The organism is Bacillus sp. MBGLi79 (genome assembly GCF_002953915.1).
In genome coordinates this window covers 2,646,682-2,665,311 of sequence record NZ_CP026521.1, presented here as the reverse complement: position 1 = coordinate 2,665,311, position 18,630 = coordinate 2,646,682, and the positions used below count along the sequence as shown (strand labels likewise).

Genomic DNA, 18,630 nt, shown 5'->3' with positions numbered 1-18,630 from the left:
AGACATGGAAAACCGTATTGATCGAATTAAGAAACAACTGCACTCATCCAGCTATAAACTTACGCCTCAGCGTGAAGCGACAGTAAGAGTGCTGCTTGAAAACGAAGAAGACCATTTAAGCGCAGAAGATGTATACCTCCTCGTAAAAGAGAAATCTCCTGAGATCGGTCTCGCTACAGTATACCGTACGCTTGAATTATTAACTGAATTAAAAGTCGTTGATAAAATTAACTTTGGAGACGGCGTATCCCGTTACGACCTTCGGAAAGAGGGCGCAGCCCACTTTCATCACCACTTGGTGTGCATGGAGTGCGGGGCCGTTGATGAAATTGAAGAAGATTTGCTTGAAGACGTGGAAGAAATCATTGAACGTGATTGGAAATTTAAGATTAAAGATCATAGATTAACGTTTCACGGCATTTGCCATCGCTGTAACGGAAAAGAAACTGAATAGACGGTGCCGAGCGCGAACCTTTTCTCATGGGGAAAGGGTTTTTTGCTGTTTCTATGTATAAAACCTTTCTGATTTGGCATATGGTTTATATAACTGGAACCATAGGGAAAGGATCGATTAGGACATGGGAAGATTCCTGAAAACAACTGTCGATGCATTGAAAGTTTTCATCCTGTTTACCGGTTTTACCGCTTTGTTCTATTATGCTATGATATGGGTGAATCAAGAGTATGAAAACTATCATCGGTACGATAAACCGGAAGGCTCCGCTGTAAAAGTTGTGGAAATGGATCAGGATGAAAAAGGCGGATGGTTCGACCGGTTGATCTTTTTTTACCAAAACGGGGAGTAGATCAAGAGTGAAAGATCAAATAAAGGATTTCATCCACTACGTCATGGTAGAGAGAGGGCTCTCTCAAAATACGATCGTATCCTATGAACGTGACTTGAAAAGCTATTCTCTCTACTTAACAGAAACCCTTCATGTTACGGATTGGAATCACGCAACCCGCATACATATTATCCAATACTTAAAGCACTTGAAGGACTCGGGGAAATCCGGGAAGACATCGGCGCGGCATTTGGCATCCATTCGCTCTTTTCATCAATTTCTGCTCAGGGAAAAAGTGACGGACAAGGACCCTTCCGTTCATATCGAAACACAAAAGACGGAACGGGCGCTTCCGAAAGTGCTCGCACTCAATGAGGTCGAGCGATTATTGGACACGCCTAAGCTGACGAGCCCTTTCGGCTATCGGGATAAAGCAATGCTGGAACTGCTATATGCGACAGGTATACGAGTCAGTGAAATGATTGAATTGAAAACGTCTGATGTTCATTTATCTATGGGGTTTGTCCGATGCTTCGGCAAAGGAAGAAAAGAGAGGATCGTGCCAATTGGTGAAGCAGCCGCTTCCGCCATTGAGGAATATATGACAAAAGCCAGGGGGAAATTGTTAAAGAACAATGTGTCTGATGCCCTCTTTTTAAATCATCACGGCAAACAGATCAGCCGCCAGGGATTTTGGAAGAACCTGAAGAAAATCGCGTTGGAAGCCGGGATTAAGAAAGAGCTGACTCCGCATACACTCAGGCATTCCTTTGCGACGCATCTGCTTGAGAACGGGGCAGATTTAAGAGCGGTTCAGGAAATGCTCGGTCATGCGGATATATCCACGACGCAAATTTATACGCATGTGACGAAAACAAGGCTGAAGGATGTGTACAAGCAGTTTCATCCGCGTGCATAGCCGCAGATGGCTGCGGCTTTTTGTTTAGAGCGACAGAAAATATTGAAGTTTCTCATTATTTCCAAATGCATTGTCAACGGTAATGAAAACGGTTTATACTTGAGTTGTCAGACCTCTTAGCGATACAATAGACGTATAGAAAAAAAGGAGGCTTTCAAGATGCCTGCATACAAATATAATCGTGTGTTTTTAATTGTGATGGACTCAGTCGGAATTGGCGAAGCGCCGGATGCCGCTGACTTTAATGACGAAGGCGCTCATACGCTCGGGCATATTGCCGAGCATATGAACGGATTACATATGCCGAATATGGCAAAACTCGGCCTTGGTCTTATCGAAGATATCAAAGGTGTAGAAAAAACAGAACATCCGCTTGCGTATTATGGAAAAATGCAAGAAGCGTCAAACGGCAAAGATACAATGACCGGCCATTGGGAGATTATGGGCTTATACATTGATAAACCCTTTAAAGTGTTCCCGGAAGGCTTTCCTGATGAATTGCTTCAAGAGCTGGAAAAGAGATCTGGACGCAAAATAATCGGAAACAAGCCGGCTTCAGGCACGGCGATTTTGGATGAGCTTGGCCAGGAGCACATGGAAACAGGAGCTTTAATTGTTTACACGTCTGCTGACTCTGTTCTGCAAATTGCCGCTCACGAAGAGGTTGTGCCGCTTGAAGAGCTGTACCGCATTTGTGAAACGGCGAGAGAACTGACGCTTGATCCGAAGTATATGGTTGGCCGCATTATTGCACGGCCGTTCGTCGGAGAGCCGGGGCAATTTAAACGGACGCCAAACCGCCATGACTATGCGCTTAAGCCGTTTGACCGCACTGTCATGAATGAATTGAAGGACAGCGGCTTAGATGTGATTTCAATCGGAAAAATCTCTGATATTTACGACGGAGAAGGCATTACTTCTTCACGGAGAACGGTTTCTAATATGGATGGAATGGACAAGGTGATCGATACGCTGGGAGAAGACTTTACGGGTCTCAGCTTTGCGAACCTTGTTGATTTTGACGCCTTATTCGGACACCGCCGTGACCCTGAAGGCTACGGACGCGCGCTTGAAGAATTTGATGCGCGGCTTCCGGAAGTGCTTGAAAAAATGAAGGAAGACGATCTGTTGATTATTACAGCAGACCACGGCAATGATCCGATTCATCATGGGACTGACCATACACGCGAGTATGTGCCGATTCTCGCTTACAGCAAAAAACATAAAAAAGCGCAAATGCTGCCGCTCGCAGATACATTTGCCGATATCGGCGCAACGATCGCTGATAATTTCCAAACAAATAAACCGAAATACGGGAAAAGCTTTTTATCTTTATTACAATAGGGGGACTGTTTCTTGAAGGACAGAATTGAACGCGCAGCCGCTTTTATTAAACAAAACCTGCCGGAATCTCCGAAGATCGGCCTTATTTTAGGCTCAGGTCTTGGCATTTTGGCGGACGAAATCGAAAATCCGGTCAAGCTGAAATATGAAGACATACCTGAATTCCCGGTATCTACTGTTGAAGGGCATGCCGGACAGCTTGTGCTGGGCACTCTTGAAGGAGTTTCCGTCATTGCAATGCAGGGCCGCTTTCATTTCTATGAAGGCTACTCAATGGAGAAAGTGACATTCCCAGTACGCGTGATGAAAGCGCTCGGCGTGGAAGCATTGATTGTGACAAATGCCGCAGGCGGTGTCAACACTGAATTCCGTGCGGGAGACTTAATGATTATTACCGATCATATCAACTTTATGGGGACAAACCCGTTAATCGGGCCAAACGAAGCAGATTTCGGCGCCAGATTTCCAGATATGTCTTCAGCCTATGACAAAGAGCTATCCAGCTTGGCTGAAAAGATTGCGAAAGACCTTAATATTCCAATTCAAAAAGGCGTGTATACTGCTGTGACAGGACCTTCTTACGAAACACCGGCAGAAGTCCGTTTCTTAAGAACGATGGGCACTGATGCAGTCGGCATGTCTACTGTTCCGGAAGTCATTGTGGCGAATCATGCGGGAATGCGGGTTCTTGGCATTTCCTGCATCTCTAACGCGGCAGCCGGAATTCTGGATCAGCCTTTAAGTCACGATGAAGTAATGGAAGTGACCGAAAAAGTAAAAGCTGGATTTTTGAAGCTTGTTAAAGCGGTCGTCGCTCAATACGAATAAAAAAGAATCGAAGCAAGACCAAAAGACAGCTGTGTCGGATATCACACAGCTGTCTTTTTTTGTGCCCAAAATTCGAAACATTTTCCATCAGTGGCGTATAAAACCATCCCGCTTGGAAAAAATAAAAAGGATTATGAAATGGAGGGCTTTTGAGATGAAACGTCTTTTATCCACTTTGTTGATTGGTATAATGCTGCTTACATTTGCACCGTCTGCATTTGCAAAACAAGACGGAAAACGCACATCGGAGCTTGCTCATGAAGCGAAGTCTGCGGTGCTGATAGAACGTGACACGGGAAAAGTGCTTTACAACAAGAACAGCAATGAGAGACTGGCGCCTGCAAGCATGACGAAAATTATGACGATGCTTTTGATTATGGAAGCTTTAGATAAAGGCAAAATCAAAATGAGTGATAAGGTCCGTACAAGCGAGCATGCGGCGTCAATGGGCGGCTCACAGATCTTCCTTGAGCCCGGCGAAGAAATGACTGTCAAAGAAATGCTGAAGGGTATCGCAATCGCTTCAGGAAATGACGCTTCTGTAGCCATGGCTGAATTTATTTCCGGCTCTGAAGAAGAATTTGTTCAGAAAATGAACAAAAAAGCAAAAGAGCTGGGATTGAAAAATACAGCCTTCAAAAACCCGACCGGATTGACAGAGGAAGGACATTACAGCTCTGCTTATGACATGGCAATCATGGCTAAGGAATTATTGAAATACGAATCAATTACGAAGTTTACCGGCACGTATGAAGATTACCTGCGTGAAAATACAGATAAAAAGTTTTGGCTTGTGAATACGAATCGCCTGATCAAGTTTTACCCTGGTGTAGACGGCGTCAAAACAGGCTATACAGGTGAAGCGAAATATTGTCTGACTGCTTCGGCTAAAAAAGGGAACATGCGGGCCATCGCAGTTGTATTTGGAGCGAGCACACCTAAAGAAAGAAACGCGCAAGTGACAAAGATGCTTGATTTCGCCTTTAGTCAATATGAAACGCATCCTTTATATAAACGAAATGAAACAGTAGCAAAAGTAAAGGTCAAAAAAGGGAAACAAAAATTGATCGAACTCACTACATCTGAGCCGATTTCAATATTGACGAAAAAAGGCGAGGATATGAACAATGTGAAGAAAGAAATCAAGATGAAGGACAATATCAGTGCTCCGATTCAAAAAGGCCAAGAGCTTGGCACTCTTGTTCTGAAAAAGGATGGAGAAGTACTCGCTGAAAGTCCAGTTGCTGCAAAAGAAGATATGAAGAAAGCCGGGTTTATCACATTCTTGAAGCGGACGATGGGAGACTGGACAAAATTTAAGTAATTATGCCGAATGACCACTAGTTTTGTCACGGTGAAGGAATTCATTCCGTCGAAATCGAAACACTCATTATCCGATCATATCAAGGAGGAATGAGCATGAGCCTTGGAATTGACATGCATGTCAAAGAATCTGTGCTTTGTATTCGATTAACAGGCGAACTCGATCACCATACGGCTGAAACCCTGAAACAAAAAGTGACTCAATCATTGGAGAAGGATGATATTCGTCATATCGTGCTGAACCTGGAGGACCTTTCCTTTATGGACAGCTCGGGGCTTGGCGTCATTTTAGGAAGATACAAGCAAATTAAGCAAATTGGCGGAGAAATGGTCGTTTGCGCTATCTCTCCTGCGGTGAAGCGGTTGTTTGATATGTCAGGTCTGTTTAAAATTATCCGATTTGAACAATCTGAGCAGAAGGCTCTGCTTACACTGGGGGTGGCATCATGAAAAATGAAATGCACCTTGAGTTTTCTGCCCTCAGCCAGAATGAATCATTCGCCCGTGTGACAGTTGCTTCATTTATAGCTCAGCTGGACCCGACAATGGATGAATTGACTGAAATCAAAACAGTCGTGTCAGAGGCTGTCACGAATGCGATTATCCATGGATATGAAGAAAACTGTGACGGAAAAGTTTACATTTCTGTAACGCTGGAGGATCATGTCGTTTATATGACCATTCGTGATGAAGGCTTGGGCATAACAGATCTTGATGAAGCCCGCCAGCCTTTATTCACGACTAAGCCTGAGCTTGAGCGTTCTGGAATGGGCTTTACCATTATGGAAAATTTCATGGATGATGTCAGTATCGATTCATCGCCTGAAATGGGAACAACGATTCGCTTAACAAAGCACTTATCAAAAAGCAAAGCGCTTTGTAATTAAGGAGATTTGTTATGGATGTGGAGGTTAAGAAAAACGGCAAAAACGCTCAGCTGAAGGATCATGAAGTAAAGGAGTTAATCAAACAAAGCCAAAATGGCGACCAGCAGGCAAGAGACCTCCTCATAGAAAAAAACATGCGTCTTGTTTGGTCTGTCGTACAGCGGTTTTTAAACAGAGGATATGAGCCTGACGATCTCTTCCAGATCGGCTGCATCGGGCTGTTAAAATCTGTTGACAAATTTGATTTAACCTATGATGTGCGTTTTTCAACGTATGCAGTGCCGATGATTATCGGAGAAATCCAGCGGTTTATCCGTGATGACGGAACCGTAAAAGTATCAAGGTCATTAAAAGAGCTCGGAAACAAAATTCGGCGCGCCAAGGATGAGCTTTCGAAAACACTGGGCAGAGTGCCGACGGTGCAGGAGATCGCTGACCATTTGGAGATTGAAGCAGAAGATGTTGTACTGGCCCAAGAGGCGGTAAGGGCTCCATCTTCAATCCACGAAACCGTTTATGAAAATGACGGAGATCCGATTACCCTGCTTGATCAAATCGCTGACAACTCAGAAGAAAAATGGTTTGACAAAATTGCGCTGAAAGAAGCGATCAACGATTTGGAGGAAAGGGAAAAATTAATCGTTTATCTCAGATATTATAAGGACCAGACACAGTCCGAGGTGGCTGAACGGCTCGGGATCTCTCAAGTACAGGTTTCCAGACTTGAAAAGAAAATATTAAAACAGATTAAGGTTCAAATGGATCATACGGATGGCTAGTCTGCAGTGCAGGCTAGCTTTTTTGTGTGCAAAAGCGTGGTAATTTATGGTCTTTTCGAGCGGATGAATGAGAACAAAATCGAACCACATACTACATATATAACCACCGAAAGATGGTGATCAATGATGGAACGACGAATATTTATCCGGCTTCGCCACCGGGTGCTGGCACATCCAGGGGATATCATTACCGTTGGAGATGCCGCGCAAATAGAAGGGCAGCTTCAGCTGAAAAAGAAACTTTCGGCTATGCCGCTTTATCAAGTGAGCGAAAAAGATAAAAATATCGTAATTCTGGATATCATACAGGTCCTCAAAGCCATTCACTTACAAGATCCGACACTTGATGTTCAAACAGTAGGCGGAGCAGAAGCCATTGTTGAAATTCAGTATCGAAAACGGAAATTATCAACGGTTCTGTTTATCGGTGTCTGGCTGCTTCTGTTTATCGGATCGTGTCTTGCCATCATGAACTTTCATGAGGATGTAAGCATGAGAGATGTTCATATCGCACTATATGAAATCATAACCGGAGAGAGGAATGACTATCCATATTTGCTTCAAATCCCATACAGCATCGGTTTGGGACTGGGGATGATCGTGTTTTTCAACCACATATTTAAAAAGCGCCTAAATGAAGAGCCCAGCCCGCTGGAGGTTGAGATGTTTAACTATCAGCTTGATCTCGATCAATATGTGGCCATGCACGAGAATCAAGAAACCATAAAGGATCTGCATGATCGTTAGTGTATTGTTCATTATTTTTGTCGGGCTCGGCGGAGGCATAACGGTGGGGGCAGGTTTCGTTGCTTTTTTAACCGTAATGGGGATCATTCCGCGGCTGATGCAGCTCACCAAAACAATGAGATTTGTCCAGGCTTATGAAGCGGCTGTTATTCTTGGCGCGGTTTGCGGGGGATGGGAGACGCTTCATATGAATCATCTTTATCTGACAAAATGGATAGCTGTGCCGGTTGGACTTCTGGCAGGTTTGTTTGTCGGGATGCTAGCGGCTGCCCTTACAGAGGTTTTAAATGTCCTGCCGATTTTGGCAAAACGAATCGGGCTCAGAAGTAAAATCATTATTCTGTTAATGGCCATCGTGATTGGGAAAATCGCGGGATCTTTATTTCATTGGCTATACTTTATTGACCATTCATAAGGAGGTTTCAAGATGACAAACATTAAAGAAAATTACAAATCAAAAGTAAAAACATATCAGCCTAAGCCGCCTTACGTCTGGAACTGTGTAAAAGCCTTTTTGGTGGGCGGGCTGATTTGTGCAATCGGGCAAGGTCTGCAAAATTTCTACATCCATTTTTTTGATTTTAATGAAAAAACTGCGGGAAATCCAACGGCTGCAACGCTGATATTAATTTCTGCCCTGCTTACAGGGTTCGGCATCTATGACAGAATCGGACAATTCGCAGGCGCCGGTTCAGCCGTACCTGTCACAGGATTTGCCAACAGCATGGCAAGCGCCGCTCTTGAATATAAAAGCGAAGGATTAGTGCTTGGGGTAGCGACTAATATGTTTAAACTGGCAGGAAATGTTATTGTTTTCGGAGTTGTTGCTGCATACATCGTTGGAATGATTCGGTTTGCTTTTGAGAAACTGATGTCATAGGAGGAGAAGAAAATGAAATTAACAGGAAAGCAAACCTGGGTATTTGAACATCCCTTATTTGTGAACTCAGCAGGAACGGCAGCAGGACCAAAGGAAAAAGACGGACCGCTCGGCTCTTTATTTGATAAAACCTATGACGAAATGCATTGCAATCAAAAAAGCTGGGAAATGGCGGAACGGCAGCTAATGGAAGACGCTATAAATGTTGCGCTTCAAAAAAACAATCTGACAAAAGATGATATTGATCTATTGCTGGCAGGCGACTTGCTGAACCAAAACGTGACGGCTAACTATGTGGCAAGACATTTAAAAATCCCGTTTCTTTGTATGTTTGGCGCTTGTTCAACATCAATGGAAACAGTGGCTGTCGCATCAGCGTTAGTTGACGGCGGGTTTGCCAAAAGGGCACTCGCTGCTACCAGCAGTCACAATGCAACAGCGGAAAGACAGTTTCGCTATCCGACAGAATACGGAGGCCAAAAACCGGACACTGCTACCTCCACTGTAACCGGAAGCGGTGCAGTTGTCATCAGTCAGACACCGAGTGATATTCAAATCACAAGTGCGACTGTCGGAAAGGTTTCTGATTTAGGAATTACAGATCCTTTTGATATGGGATCGGCTATGGCCCCGGCTGCAGCTGATACGATTAAGCAGCACTTTAAAGATCTAAACCGGACAGCGGATGACTACGATCTTATCCTGACAGGTGACCTGTCAGGCGTCGGTTCTCCAATCGTAAAAGACATCTTAAAAGAAGATGGATATCCAGTAGGCACAAAGCATGATGATTGCGGGCTTCTGATTTATACCCCGGATCAGCAGGTCTTTGCCGGGGGGAGCGGCTGTGCTTGTTCAGCGGTTGTCACCTACTCTCATATTTTTAAGCAGCTGAGAGAAGGAAAATTAAACCGTGTATTTGTCGTGGCGACCGGTGCGCTGTTAAGCCCGACGATGATCCAGCAAAAAGAAAGCATCCCGACTATCGCCCACGGGGTTGTATTTGAGCGTGCAGGAGGTGCATCTTAACATGGATTATCTTTTGGCTTTTGTATGTGGCGGTGCCATTTGTATCGTCGGCCAACTGCTCTTGGACATTTTCAAATTGACGCCAGCTCATGTCATGACAACATTCGTTGTAATCGGTGCCATATTAGATGGTTTCGGCATTTACGATAAATTTATTGAATTTGCCGGAGGAGGCGCCACCGTTCCGATCGTCAGCTTTGGTCACAGTCTTTTGCACGGTGCCATGCATCAGGCGCATATACACGGATTTATCGGAATCGGCATGGGAATTTTTGAGCTGACATCTGCCGGTATCTCAGCCGCCATTCTCTTCGCTTTTATCGTAGCTGTTATTTTCAAACCGAAAGGATAATGCCGACATGACAACAAAACGCAAGGTCATACTGGTAACAGACGGGGATGTGTATGCCGCTAAAACAATTGAATACGCCGCAAGAAAAGTAGGAGGCCGATGTATTTCACAATCGAAAGGAAACCCCTCCACCCGCAGCGGCGCCGAGCTCGTCAAGCTGATCGCCTCAGCACCGTATGATCCTGTATTTGTCATGTTTGACGACTCCGGCCTTCAAGGAGAGGGTCCGGGAGAAGCCGCTCTGACCTATGTCGCGACCCATCCGTCTATTGAAGTGCTCGGTGTGATTGCGGTCGCGTCAAAAACACATCAGGCTGAATGGACCAGGGTCGATGTAAGCATTGACCGCAATGGAGAAGTAACTGAATATGGCGTCGATAAAGTCGGGGAAAGAGAATTTGATGACCACAGAATGAGTGGAGATACTGTCTATTGCCTTGATAAACTTGATCTCCCGCTTATTGTCGGTATCGGGGATATTGGGAAAATGGGCAGAAAAGACGATATCTCAAAAGGGTCGCCAATCACCATGAAAGCGGTCGAGTTTATTTTAGAAAGGAGCGGATATCATGGCGGACCACAAGGAAGAGAAAATTCGGGTTTATCGGAATCCAGCTAAAAATGAAGAGTACTTCAAAAAACGTGTCGGGATGGGGACAAGCTATGATGTAGGTGTTCGCAAGCTCATTATTTTAGACAAAGAGATCCAGCTTTACTATCTAAATGGATTATGCGATACGGCTTATATTATTCATTTAATGAGAGAGCTTGTTGCCATTAACAATCGGAAAGAAGATCCTGATGAGCTGGTAGATATCGTCGAAAACAGATTGCTTAACGCCCAGGTCGAAAAAGTAAAAACCTTGGATGAAACCACCGACCAAGTGCTGTCCGGGCTCGTCGCAGTCATTGTTGAAGGCGCAGGCTTCGCATTTATCATTGATGTCAGGAGCTATCCGGGCAGAAATCCGGAAGAACCAGATACGGAAAAGGTAGTCAGGGGAGCCAGAGACGGATTTGTTGAAAATATCGTCGTCAATACGGCCCTTCTCAGAAGGCGGATCAGAGACGAACGCCTTCGAGTCAAGATGACGAAAGTTGGCGAGCGGTCAAAGACGGATTTAAGCATTTGTTATATAGAAGATATAGCTGATCCGGATCTGGTTGAGATCGTGGAAAAGGAAGTTGCATCCATTGATGTCGATGGATTAACAATGGCCGACAAAACTGTCGAGGAATTCATTGTTAATCAAAACTATAATCCTTTTCCGCTCGTGCGCTACACAGAAAGACCGGATGTGGCCGCGAATCATGTTCTTGAGGGCCATGTTGTCATTATAGTGGATACATCGCCTAGTGTGATCATTACCCCGACGACTTTATTTCACCACGTGCAGCATGCGGAAGAATATAGGCAGGCGCCTTCAGTCGGGACCTTTTTAAGATGGGTCAGATTTTTCGGTATTCTTGCTTCTACTTTATTTCTTCCGATCTGGTTTCTCTTTGTGCTTCAGCCTGATCTGCTCCCGGACAATATGAAATTTATCGGTTTAAATAAAGATACGCATATCCCGATCATCCTGCAAATATTTTTAGCGGACTTAGGAATCGAGTTTCTCAGAATGGCTGCCATTCACACCCCGACAGCTTTATCGACAGCAATGGGTTTAATTGCCGCTGTTCTGATCGGGCAGATTGCGATTGAAGTCGGCCTTTTTTCGCCTGAGGTGATTCTGTACGTCTCACTTGCGGCGATTGGAACCTTTACGACGCCTAGTTATGAATTAAGCTTGGCAAACAAAATGAGCCGCCTTGTCCTCATGATACTCGTTGCCTTATTTCATATAAAAGGGCTAGTTATTGGATTTACAGTGCTAATTATTGCCATGGCAAGCATCAAATCCCTTCAGACACCGTACTTATGGCCGCTGATTCCCTTTAACGGAAAGGCGCTGTGGCAGGTTCTTGTCCGCACAGCGAAACCTGGCGCAAAAGTTAGGCCCAGTATCGTTCACCCCAAAAATCGCTTAAGACAGCCTACCAATTCATAATCGCATTGAAACTGACTGAAGAGTATGATAATGTATGTCTTAATTATGAAGGGACAGTCCATAAAACTGTCCTTTCATCCATAAGCGGAGAAAGAGGGAATGACATTGTTCTTACACGGCACAAGCAGACAAAATCAACATGGTCATTTAGAAATCGGAGGTGTGGATGCTCTCTATTTAGCGGGGAAATATGGTACACCTCTTTACGTATATGATGTGGCTTTAATACGTGAGCGTGCTAAAAGCTTTAAGCAGGCTTTTATTTCCGCAGGGCTGAAAGCACAGGTGGCATATGCAAGCAAAGCATTCTCATCAGTTGCAATGATTCAGCTCGCTGAGGAAGAGGGACTTTCTTTAGATGTCGTATCCGGAGGAGAACTTTATACGGCTGTTGCGGCAGGCTTTCCGGCAGAACGCATTCACTTTCATGGAAACAATAAAAGCAGGGAAGAACTGCGGATGGCGCTTGAGCACCGTATCGGCTGCATTGTGGTGGATAATTTCTATGAAATTGCGCTACTTGAAGACCTATGTAAAGAAACGGGACACTCCATCGATGTTCTGCTTCGGATCACGCCCGGAGTAGAAGCGCATACGCATGACTACATTACGACGGGGCAAGAAGATTCAAAGTTTGGTTTTGATCTTCATAACGGACAAACTGAGCGGGCGATTGAACAAGTACTACAATCGGAACACATTCAGCTGCTGGGTGTCCATTGCCATATCGGATCGCAAATTTTTGATACGGCCGGTTTTGTGTTAGCAGCAGAAAAAATCTTCAAAAAACTAGACGAGTGGAGAGATTCATACTCATTTGTATCCAAGGTGTTGAATCTAGGAGGAGGTTTCGGCATCCGTTATACGGAAGAGGATGAACCGCTTCACGCCACTGAATACGTCGAAAAAATTATCGAAGCTGTGAAAGAAAATGCTTCCCGTTACGGTTTTGATATCCCGGAAATTTGGATCGAACCAGGCCGTTCTCTCGTAGGAGACGCAGGCACAACCCTTTATACGGTTGGCTCACAAAAAGAAGTGCCGGGTGTCCGCCAGTATGTGGCAGTAGACGGAGGCATGAACGACAATATTCGTCCTGCGCTTTACCAAGCTAAATATGAAGCTGCGACAGCCAATCGGATCGGAGAAGCGCATGACAAAACGGTATCGATTGCTGGAAAGTGCTGTGAAAGCGGAGATATGCTGATTTGGGATATTGACCTGCCGGAAGTAAAAGAAGGCGATCTTCTTGCCGTTTTTTGTACAGGCGCTTACGGATACAGCATGGCCAACAATTATAACCGTATTCCGAGACCTGCCGTCGTATTTGTCGAAAACGGTGAGGCTCATTTAGTCGTGAAGCGAGAAACATACGAAGATATTGTAAAACTTGATCTGCCATTTAAAACGAGTGTAAAGCAATAAAAAAAGCGCCGATTTTTCGGCGCTTTTTCTTATTTGAAGATAGATACAATCGCATTCCAGATAGATACGAAGAAATCAATGACTTTCTGGATGAAGTTTTTGCCTTCATCTGATTCTATGAATTTCGTAATCTTATCTTTCGCTTTATCAAGCTGGTCACTGACCTGTCCCCAGTTAATGTCAGCGTTTTTCATCTTATTGAATAGGGAGACAAGCTGATTCTTTTGGCTGTCTGTAAGTGTGACGTTTAAATCAGAAGCTGCGTCGTCCACTTGTTTTTCGATGTCAGCTTTATTATCAGGCACCCCGTTTTTAGCAAACTCTTCTTTGATTTTTGCAATCAGGGCTGCCGCATTTTCGTTACCAATTTTGTCTCCAAGCTCTGATGTCGTGACAAGCTCTTGGTTGGCGACTTGCTTAACATCCTCCGAGATCGCTTCGTCGGAAGAAACCTCATACGCCTTAATCAATCCGGTTAAAGCCGCAGTCCCGGATACTTCAAATGGCGCTGTAACATACACCTTTGCATCTTTAACACCGGCTGTCATCAGCGCATTCAGGTACATTTCATCTGTAATGCCGCTGATATTATGTGTCTCAACATTCAGTCCAGAGCCTTTTTTGGCAATCGTTATGGACGATGAAGAAATCGCTCTTGATCCGATTTGCGCGTTCGATATATATTTTCCTAAATATTCATGTTCTTCCTTATTGGTCACGGTTACCGTTGTGGCATTATCAGGGACATTCATTTCATCAAGCACTTTTTGTTTGTCGGATTCTGACAAATCAGCACCAAGTGTTACAATGACATCTCCAACTGCGGCATCCGCGAGACTGACCTTCGGAACCATCAGCAGCAAAACGGCCGCTGCCAGCATTCCAATCCAAATTTTCTTCAAAGCAGTTTGACCTCCTTCAACTTCACATGCAGCTGGCTAGAGCTGCGTAGTGAGGACCTGAATCATAATGAAAATACAGTTCCGTTAGGTTAGACGGAGATAAAGAGATTCAGGTTTCATTTTTATTTTTTAATAAAGCCGGGAGATTCGTTTTCCCCCGAAAGGTGTGGTATAATAGCCGCGACAAGGAGAGACAGGCTATAACCTATCATACATAATCTCCTTTGAAAATTAAAATAAAGAAAGTAGGCATACAATTGAAAACAGGTTACTTTTTATTAGAAGACGGCAACAAAATTGAATTTGAACTTTACCCTGAAGCTGCACCTGGTACTGTCGCAAACTTTGAAAAGCTTGCGAACGAAGGCTTTTATGACGGCCTTACATTCCACCGAGTGATTCCTGGCTTCGTCAGCCAAGGCGGATGCCCGCACGGAACTGGTACTGGCGGTCCAGGATACACAATCAAATGTGAAACAGAAGGAAACCCGCATACACATGAGGCGGGCGCACTTTCTATGGCACATGCCGGAAAAGACACTGGCGGCAGCCAATTTTTCATCGTTCATGAGCCACAGCCTCATTTGAACGGTGTTCACACTGTATTCGGTAAAGTAACAAGTGGATTAGAATTCGCGAAAAACATGTCTAACGGCGATGTCATGAAAGAAGTTCGCGTAGAAGGCTAATCGGCAGGCAAAAGGCTTCCTCTTAGAGAGGAAGCTTTTTTGTTGGCCAAAAATGGTCAATAAAAAACCGCCGAATGCTGATGGCGGTTGGTAAACCAGGTGTTAAAGGAAGGAGTTTCTCAATCCCCAAATAAATACATTAAAAAGTTTTGGTGACGTTCTGATCAGTAAATTGATGATTAATCATTTTAGCCTTGCTTACGAAGTTATTTTCAAAAACAATACCTGTGTTTAAACCTCCGGAGCCAAACACAGATTTGGACAAAGTTAATGGCCTGATCATAAAAGCGCCGCCTACGTTAACTACGCCGTTGCCGGAAATGTTGTTTATATTAATAGGATAATCAATCATACCATTAATCTCCTTTCATATTATTCTACTTTTTATATGTATTAGTGCCAGAGTCAATAAGCATAAACTTATTGGTAAAAATATTTAAATGAAGCCTCTTTTTTTCGGTTTTTGAAAAATGTGCATAAAAAAGAGCTTCTTTAAGGCTTCCCGAAACCCAAGTATTTGTCTGTGCTTTTATTCTCTCTGAAAATGGCGGCTTTTCTAGATAATGCAATAAGATCAACTTCTGGTTGACTACAAATAGATATACATTACAAGCGGCTCTTCAAACCAGTGATTACGCATGCTGAAGCCGTGATGTCCCGTTTGCTGAAGATGTTCCTTTCTTGTAAGAGAACGGTTTCTCCTAAATTTAATAATTTGCTATGATGACCCTCAAATGAAAACATGGGGGAGATAAGGTAGTCACTCCCTTAACCGTATATGTTAGATTTTTCAAACCAAACAAACACCTGACTTGGACGTTGACCAGAACCGCCCTTGGCAAACAATCTGCATCAATATGTATGGACAAGGATAGGTTGCGTTTTTTTTATCCAGATAAGATCCCGTCGGAACTACTGAAAAGAAAATTGAGCTGATTATACAAAAGTGGATTGGGAATGATAAAAGGACAAAAAAGGTTAAGGAGAAACACATGCAAATTTTGACGGGGTTACTTGAACAGCATGGATATGCCGTCTTGTTTATTGTGTTAATGTTAGAGCTTATCGCTTTACCTGGACCTGGAGAGTTTCTGATGGGCTATGCGGGTGTTCTCGTGTTTCAAGATAAGTTAAACTGGGCGCTAAGCATGTTAGCGGCAGGATTGGGAAGCTGTGCGGGAGTGAGCATTTCGTATTGGATCGGGTATAGACTGGGCCCTGCCATTTATAAATATGGAGAACGAATTCATTTTGGAAAGGACAGGATGGAAAAAACATCACGCTGGCTTGCACATTACGGAAACAAATTATTTCTTATTGCTTACTTTATACCAGGTGTGCGCCATGTCGCCGGCTATGCTGCAGGCATTACTCATATCCGATTTAGACAGTATGCCATCTATGCGTATTGCGGTGCATTTCTTTGGACCGGCACATTCATTTCACTTGGAAAGTTACTCGGACCGGACTGGGAACAGTTTCATGCCGCAATCAAAAAGTATGTATTGATCGGGGGTTTGTTTGCTGCTATTCTGTTCCTTCTTTTCTACCTGGTCAAGACGCAAAAAAGCAAGATCAGAGAGTTGATCATAGCGGGATTGGTGAAGGGGGCAAGACAATTTCACACCCTTCGCCGTTTAAGGCTTCTGATCGTGTTCACAGCTTTATTGTTTTTGGTGTTTGTGCTGTTAATGGGAAGCTTGGTTGAAAATTATATCAATAATGAATTTAAGCCGTTTGATACGATCGTTACACTTGTTGTGACAGTTCTTTTTAACTCACAGTGGCAGTATTGGATGGCAGTATTCGGGGCTTTTGCGTCGAGAGATGTTCTATTAGCCGTTATTGTTGTAACTTTTCTTTGGACAGTATTTAAAGGGCAAGACCGGAAAATCGAACTCTCTTTCTTATTTTTCCTAGTCATTGGCGGAGAGCTTTATGAAGAGGGAATCAGGCGGCTCTTTCATTCCCTTCATCCTGTCCATGCTCCTTTGGAAAGTCATGTCTTATACCCGTTTCCAAGCGAACAGACGTTAACGGCATTTGTCATTTTTGGTTTTTGCGCTTATCTCTTTGTGCGTCATTCTCACAAAGCTCGTCTGCAAACTGTTACATTTTTATCGTTGCTTGTCGTTTTGTTCCTCATCGGGCTGAGCCGTGTGTACTTTCATAAACAGTATCCTAGTGATGTTGTTGCGGGCTACGCCTTCGGCGGTGTTTGGCTCAGTTTGAATGTTTTCGTCATGGAGCTCTTCCGTTTCTCCAGAAGATTTAGCAAGCTGAGAAACGAACCCGATTAGTATGTAGGACGGGTGATTAAAATTAAGAAAACTTTAAAGTTGTACGATTCATTGAGATTGGTATTTTGTAGTAAAATAAATCAAAACAAACGTGATGTATGAAAAGGGGTTCTATATATGGACAACAAAGGCTGTATAAAATGCGGCAGCACTGAAGCCGGACAAAAAGAAATAGCCACAACCGGCACGGGTTTATCAAAGCTGTTTGACGTGCAGCATAACCGATTTTTAGTGGTTTACTGTAAGAACTGCGGATATTCAGAGTTTTATAATAAAGAGTCTTCAACGGCCGGGAATATATTGGATTTATTTTTTGGAGGCTGACAATGTTTTTCGAGCTTCACTGATTTAAACATATCATGAAAGCAAAACGGATGCCTGTTATGTCACCTGTGAAATAAGCTGCCCGTAACCTCTGTCCCTGTGCAGGATAAGGATGCTGACGTTGATGCCGCCCAGGTTATGTTGAACTATGAAGTTGAAGTTCAATTTCTCAAGCGACATTTGAGGAAGGCCTGGTTGTGATCGACAAGAAAAAATAGGCATGAAGAAGATGAAGATTAACAGTTTGTAAAATCACTTCAATGGTCCTAATGGGATTTCTTTTCGATTCGTGATAACATAAATTGAAGACCGTTATTTATTGGAGGAAATCAGTTGAAATCAGAAAATGTTTCGAAGAAAAAAACAATATTAGAATGGGCAAAAGCAATTGTGATTGCTGTCGTTCTTGCTTTGCTCATCCGTAACTTTATTTTTGCGCCGTATGTCGTTGACGGTGAATCCATGGAACCTACACTTCACGATCGTGAAAGGGTCTTTGTTAATATGACAGTCAAATATATCGGCGAGTTTGATAGAGGAGACATCGTCGTGTTAAACGGAGATGATGTTCACTATGTCAAACGTATTATCGGCCTTCCCGGCGATACAGTTGAGATGAAGAATGACCAGCTCTATATCAACGGGAAAAAGGTGGACGAACCTTATTTGGCAGCTAATAAAAAGAGAGCGAAACAGGCCGGTAAACATTTGACCGATGATTTCGGCCCGGTTAAAGTGCCTGATAACAAGTATTTTGTGATGGGTGACAACCGTCGAAATTCCATGGACAGCCGTAACGGACTTGGCCTCTTCACAAAAAAACAAATTGCGGGTACGTCAAAGTTTGTTTTCTACCCGTTTAACGAAATGCGCAAAACAAATTAGAGTCAAGCAGACCCATTGGGGCTGCTTTTTTTATATCTTTTTTACGGTTATCCCCCAAAACCAGAACATAAATTCGTATATCTATAGAAAAGAAATTTTTGCAGAAATGTGAAACATATTCCCGTTATGTATCGTTATATTAATAATTTACGAGAATTTACGGTTTTTTATTCATGAAAAA

The 18,630-nt window shown here is 43.6% G+C and carries 23 protein-coding genes; 21 read left to right on the top strand and 2 right to left on the bottom strand.

Features of this window, described 5'->3' with window-relative positions; genetic code table 11:
- Window positions 1-4: 4 nt before the first annotated feature.
- From fur to lysA, 17 genes are all read left to right on the top strand, one after another.
- Window positions 5-454, top strand: coding sequence for a ferric iron uptake transcriptional regulator (fur, locus tag C1T29_RS13350; protein WP_003223972.1), 450 nt, complete (start codon window positions 5-7; stop codon window positions 452-454).
- 124 nt (window positions 455-578) lie between these two features.
- Window positions 579-806, top strand: coding sequence for a YqzK family protein (locus C1T29_RS13345; RefSeq protein ID WP_014664484.1), 228 nt, complete (start codon window positions 579-581; stop codon window positions 804-806).
- 7 nt (window positions 807-813) lie between these two features.
- Complete coding sequence (gene xerD, locus C1T29_RS13340) at window positions 814-1,704, top strand: site-specific tyrosine recombinase XerD (protein ID WP_071580437.1); 891 nt, start codon at window positions 814-816, stop codon at window positions 1,702-1,704.
- A gap of 159 nt (window positions 1,705-1,863) precedes the next feature.
- The gene (deoB, locus tag C1T29_RS13335; RefSeq protein ID WP_071580438.1) at window positions 1,864-3,048 is read left to right on the top strand and encodes a phosphopentomutase; all 1,185 of its coding nucleotides are present in this window, start codon (window positions 1,864-1,866) and stop codon (window positions 3,046-3,048) included.
- Window positions 3,049-3,060: 12 nt separating this feature from the next.
- The gene (locus C1T29_RS13330) at window positions 3,061-3,876 is read left to right on the top strand and encodes a purine nucleoside phosphorylase I, inosine and guanosine-specific (RefSeq protein WP_071580439.1); all 816 of its coding nucleotides are present in this window, start codon (window positions 3,061-3,063) and stop codon (window positions 3,874-3,876) included.
- Between the two features lie 154 nt (window positions 3,877-4,030).
- Window positions 4,031-5,200 carry a D-alanyl-D-alanine carboxypeptidase DacF gene (gene dacF / locus C1T29_RS13325; RefSeq protein ID WP_040083771.1) on the top strand — a complete coding sequence of 390 codons (1,170 nt, stop codon included), beginning with the start codon at window positions 4,031-4,033 and terminating at the stop codon, window positions 5,198-5,200.
- Between the two features lie 95 nt (window positions 5,201-5,295).
- Window positions 5,296-5,649, top strand: a complete 354-nt coding sequence (gene spoIIAA, locus C1T29_RS13320) for an anti-sigma F factor antagonist (RefSeq protein ID WP_040082729.1) — start codon at window positions 5,296-5,298, stop codon at window positions 5,647-5,649.
- Entirely contained in the window at window positions 5,646-6,086 is a 441-nt protein-coding gene (gene spoIIAB / locus C1T29_RS13315) for an anti-sigma F factor (protein WP_071580440.1), read from the top strand. Before spoIIAA ends, spoIIAB begins: the two co-directional genes overlap by 4 nt.
- Window positions 6,087-6,097: 11 nt before the next feature.
- Complete coding sequence (gene sigF / locus C1T29_RS13310) at window positions 6,098-6,865, top strand: RNA polymerase sporulation sigma factor SigF (protein WP_095431490.1); 768 nt, start codon at window positions 6,098-6,100, stop codon at window positions 6,863-6,865.
- A gap of 126 nt (window positions 6,866-6,991) precedes the next feature.
- On the top strand, window positions 6,992-7,612 hold the full coding sequence (gene spoVAA / locus C1T29_RS13305; protein WP_040083772.1) for a stage V sporulation protein SpoVAA: 621 nt from the start codon (window positions 6,992-6,994) through the stop codon (window positions 7,610-7,612).
- Window positions 7,602-8,027: a stage V sporulation protein SpoVAB gene (spoVAB, locus tag C1T29_RS13300; protein WP_003230463.1), complete on the top strand. Its 426-nt coding sequence runs from the start codon at window positions 7,602-7,604 to the stop codon at window positions 8,025-8,027. The genes spoVAA and spoVAB overlap by 11 nt, the downstream gene beginning before the upstream one ends.
- 12 nt (window positions 8,028-8,039) lie before the next feature.
- Window positions 8,040-8,492, top strand: a complete 453-nt coding sequence (spoVAC, locus tag C1T29_RS13295) for a stage V sporulation protein AC (protein ID WP_003223947.1) — start codon at window positions 8,040-8,042, stop codon at window positions 8,490-8,492.
- Between the two features lie 12 nt (window positions 8,493-8,504).
- Window positions 8,505-9,521, top strand: coding sequence for a stage V sporulation protein AD (gene spoVAD / locus C1T29_RS13290; protein ID WP_095431491.1), 1,017 nt, complete (start codon window positions 8,505-8,507; stop codon window positions 9,519-9,521).
- Window position 9,522: 1 nt separating this feature from the next.
- Window positions 9,523-9,873 (top strand): stage V sporulation protein AE, encoded by a 351-nt coding sequence (gene spoVAE, locus C1T29_RS13285; protein WP_014664475.1) that lies wholly within the window; start codon window positions 9,523-9,525, stop codon window positions 9,871-9,873.
- 7 nt (window positions 9,874-9,880) lie between these two features.
- The gene (gene spoVAEA / locus C1T29_RS13280) at window positions 9,881-10,492 is read left to right on the top strand and encodes a stage V sporulation protein SpoVABEA (protein WP_103749603.1); all 612 of its coding nucleotides are present in this window, start codon (window positions 9,881-9,883) and stop codon (window positions 10,490-10,492) included.
- A complete protein-coding gene (gene spoVAF / locus C1T29_RS13275; RefSeq protein WP_095431493.1) occupies window positions 10,443-11,924 on the top strand; it encodes a spore germination protein SpoVAF in 1,482 nt (493 codons plus the stop codon). The genes spoVAEA and spoVAF overlap by 50 nt, the downstream gene beginning before the upstream one ends.
- Window positions 11,925-12,029: 105 nt before the next feature.
- Window positions 12,030-13,349 (top strand): diaminopimelate decarboxylase, encoded by a 1,320-nt coding sequence (gene lysA, locus C1T29_RS13270; protein ID WP_103749604.1) that lies wholly within the window; start codon window positions 12,030-12,032, stop codon window positions 13,347-13,349.
- 29 nt (window positions 13,350-13,378) lie between these two features.
- On the opposite strand, the gene C1T29_RS13265 is transcribed toward lysA, so the two are convergent.
- Window positions 13,379-14,251 (bottom strand): DUF1002 domain-containing protein, encoded by an 873-nt coding sequence (locus tag C1T29_RS13265; RefSeq protein ID WP_069839189.1) that lies wholly within the window; start codon window positions 14,249-14,251, stop codon window positions 13,379-13,381.
- Window positions 14,252-14,508: 257 nt separating this feature from the next.
- Between C1T29_RS13265 and C1T29_RS13260 the strand changes: the two genes are divergently transcribed.
- Entirely contained in the window at window positions 14,509-14,940 is a 432-nt protein-coding gene (locus C1T29_RS13260; RefSeq protein WP_003223931.1) for a peptidylprolyl isomerase, read from the top strand.
- 139 nt (window positions 14,941-15,079) lie between these two features.
- On the opposite strand, the gene C1T29_RS13255 is transcribed toward C1T29_RS13260, so the two are convergent.
- Window positions 15,080-15,292 carry a spore germination protein gene (locus C1T29_RS13255; protein ID WP_014664471.1) on the bottom strand — a complete coding sequence of 71 codons (213 nt, stop codon included), beginning with the start codon at window positions 15,290-15,292 and terminating at the stop codon, window positions 15,080-15,082.
- 640 nt (window positions 15,293-15,932) lie between these two features.
- On the opposite strand from C1T29_RS13255, the gene C1T29_RS13250 reads away from it, so the two are divergent.
- From C1T29_RS13250 to sipS, 3 genes are all read left to right on the top strand, one after another.
- Entirely contained in the window at window positions 15,933-17,240 is a 1,308-nt protein-coding gene (locus C1T29_RS13250; RefSeq protein WP_103749606.1) for a VTT domain-containing protein, read from the top strand.
- 117 nt (window positions 17,241-17,357) lie between these two features.
- Window positions 17,358-17,564 (top strand): zinc ribbon domain-containing protein, encoded by a 207-nt coding sequence (locus C1T29_RS13245; protein ID WP_003230483.1) that lies wholly within the window; start codon window positions 17,358-17,360, stop codon window positions 17,562-17,564.
- Between the two features lie 333 nt (window positions 17,565-17,897).
- Window positions 17,898-18,449 (top strand): signal peptidase I sipS, encoded by a 552-nt coding sequence (sipS, locus tag C1T29_RS13240; RefSeq protein ID WP_103749607.1) that lies wholly within the window; start codon window positions 17,898-17,900, stop codon window positions 18,447-18,449.
- The last annotated feature ends 181 nt before the right edge of the window (window positions 18,450-18,630 follow it).

Coding starts and splice junctions, on each gene's coding strand:
- fur (WP_003223972.1), top strand. CDS start 5: ATGGAAAACCGTATTGATCGAATTAAGAAACAACTGCACTCATCCAGC.
- C1T29_RS13345 (WP_014664484.1), top strand. CDS start 579: ATGGGAAGATTCCTGAAAACAACTGTCGATGCATTGAAAGTTTTCATC.
- deoB (WP_071580438.1), top strand. CDS start 1,864: ATGCCTGCATACAAATATAATCGTGTGTTTTTAATTGTGATGGACTCA.
- dacF (WP_040083771.1), top strand. CDS start 4,031: ATGAAACGTCTTTTATCCACTTTGTTGATTGGTATAATGCTGCTTACA.
- spoIIAA (WP_040082729.1), top strand. CDS start 5,296: ATGAGCCTTGGAATTGACATGCATGTCAAAGAATCTGTGCTTTGTATT.
- spoIIAB (WP_071580440.1), top strand. CDS start 5,646: ATGAAAAATGAAATGCACCTTGAGTTTTCTGCCCTCAGCCAGAATGAA.
- sigF (WP_095431490.1), top strand. CDS start 6,098: ATGGATGTGGAGGTTAAGAAAAACGGCAAAAACGCTCAGCTGAAGGAT.
- spoVAA (WP_040083772.1), top strand. CDS start 6,992: ATGGAACGACGAATATTTATCCGGCTTCGCCACCGGGTGCTGGCACAT.
- spoVAB (WP_003230463.1), top strand. CDS start 7,602: ATGATCGTTAGTGTATTGTTCATTATTTTTGTCGGGCTCGGCGGAGGC.
- spoVAC (WP_003223947.1), top strand. CDS start 8,040: ATGACAAACATTAAAGAAAATTACAAATCAAAAGTAAAAACATATCAG.
- spoVAD (WP_095431491.1), top strand. CDS start 8,505: ATGAAATTAACAGGAAAGCAAACCTGGGTATTTGAACATCCCTTATTT.
- spoVAE (WP_014664475.1), top strand. CDS start 9,523: ATGGATTATCTTTTGGCTTTTGTATGTGGCGGTGCCATTTGTATCGTC.
- spoVAEA (WP_103749603.1), top strand. CDS start 9,881: ATGACAACAAAACGCAAGGTCATACTGGTAACAGACGGGGATGTGTAT.
- spoVAF (WP_095431493.1), top strand. CDS start 10,443: ATGGCGGACCACAAGGAAGAGAAAATTCGGGTTTATCGGAATCCAGCT.
- C1T29_RS13255 (WP_014664471.1), bottom strand. CDS start 15,292: ATGATTGATTATCCTATTAATATAAACAACATTTCCGGCAACGGCGTA.
- C1T29_RS13250 (WP_103749606.1), top strand. CDS start 15,933: ATGCAAATTTTGACGGGGTTACTTGAACAGCATGGATATGCCGTCTTG.
- C1T29_RS13245 (WP_003230483.1), top strand. CDS start 17,358: ATGGACAACAAAGGCTGTATAAAATGCGGCAGCACTGAAGCCGGACAA.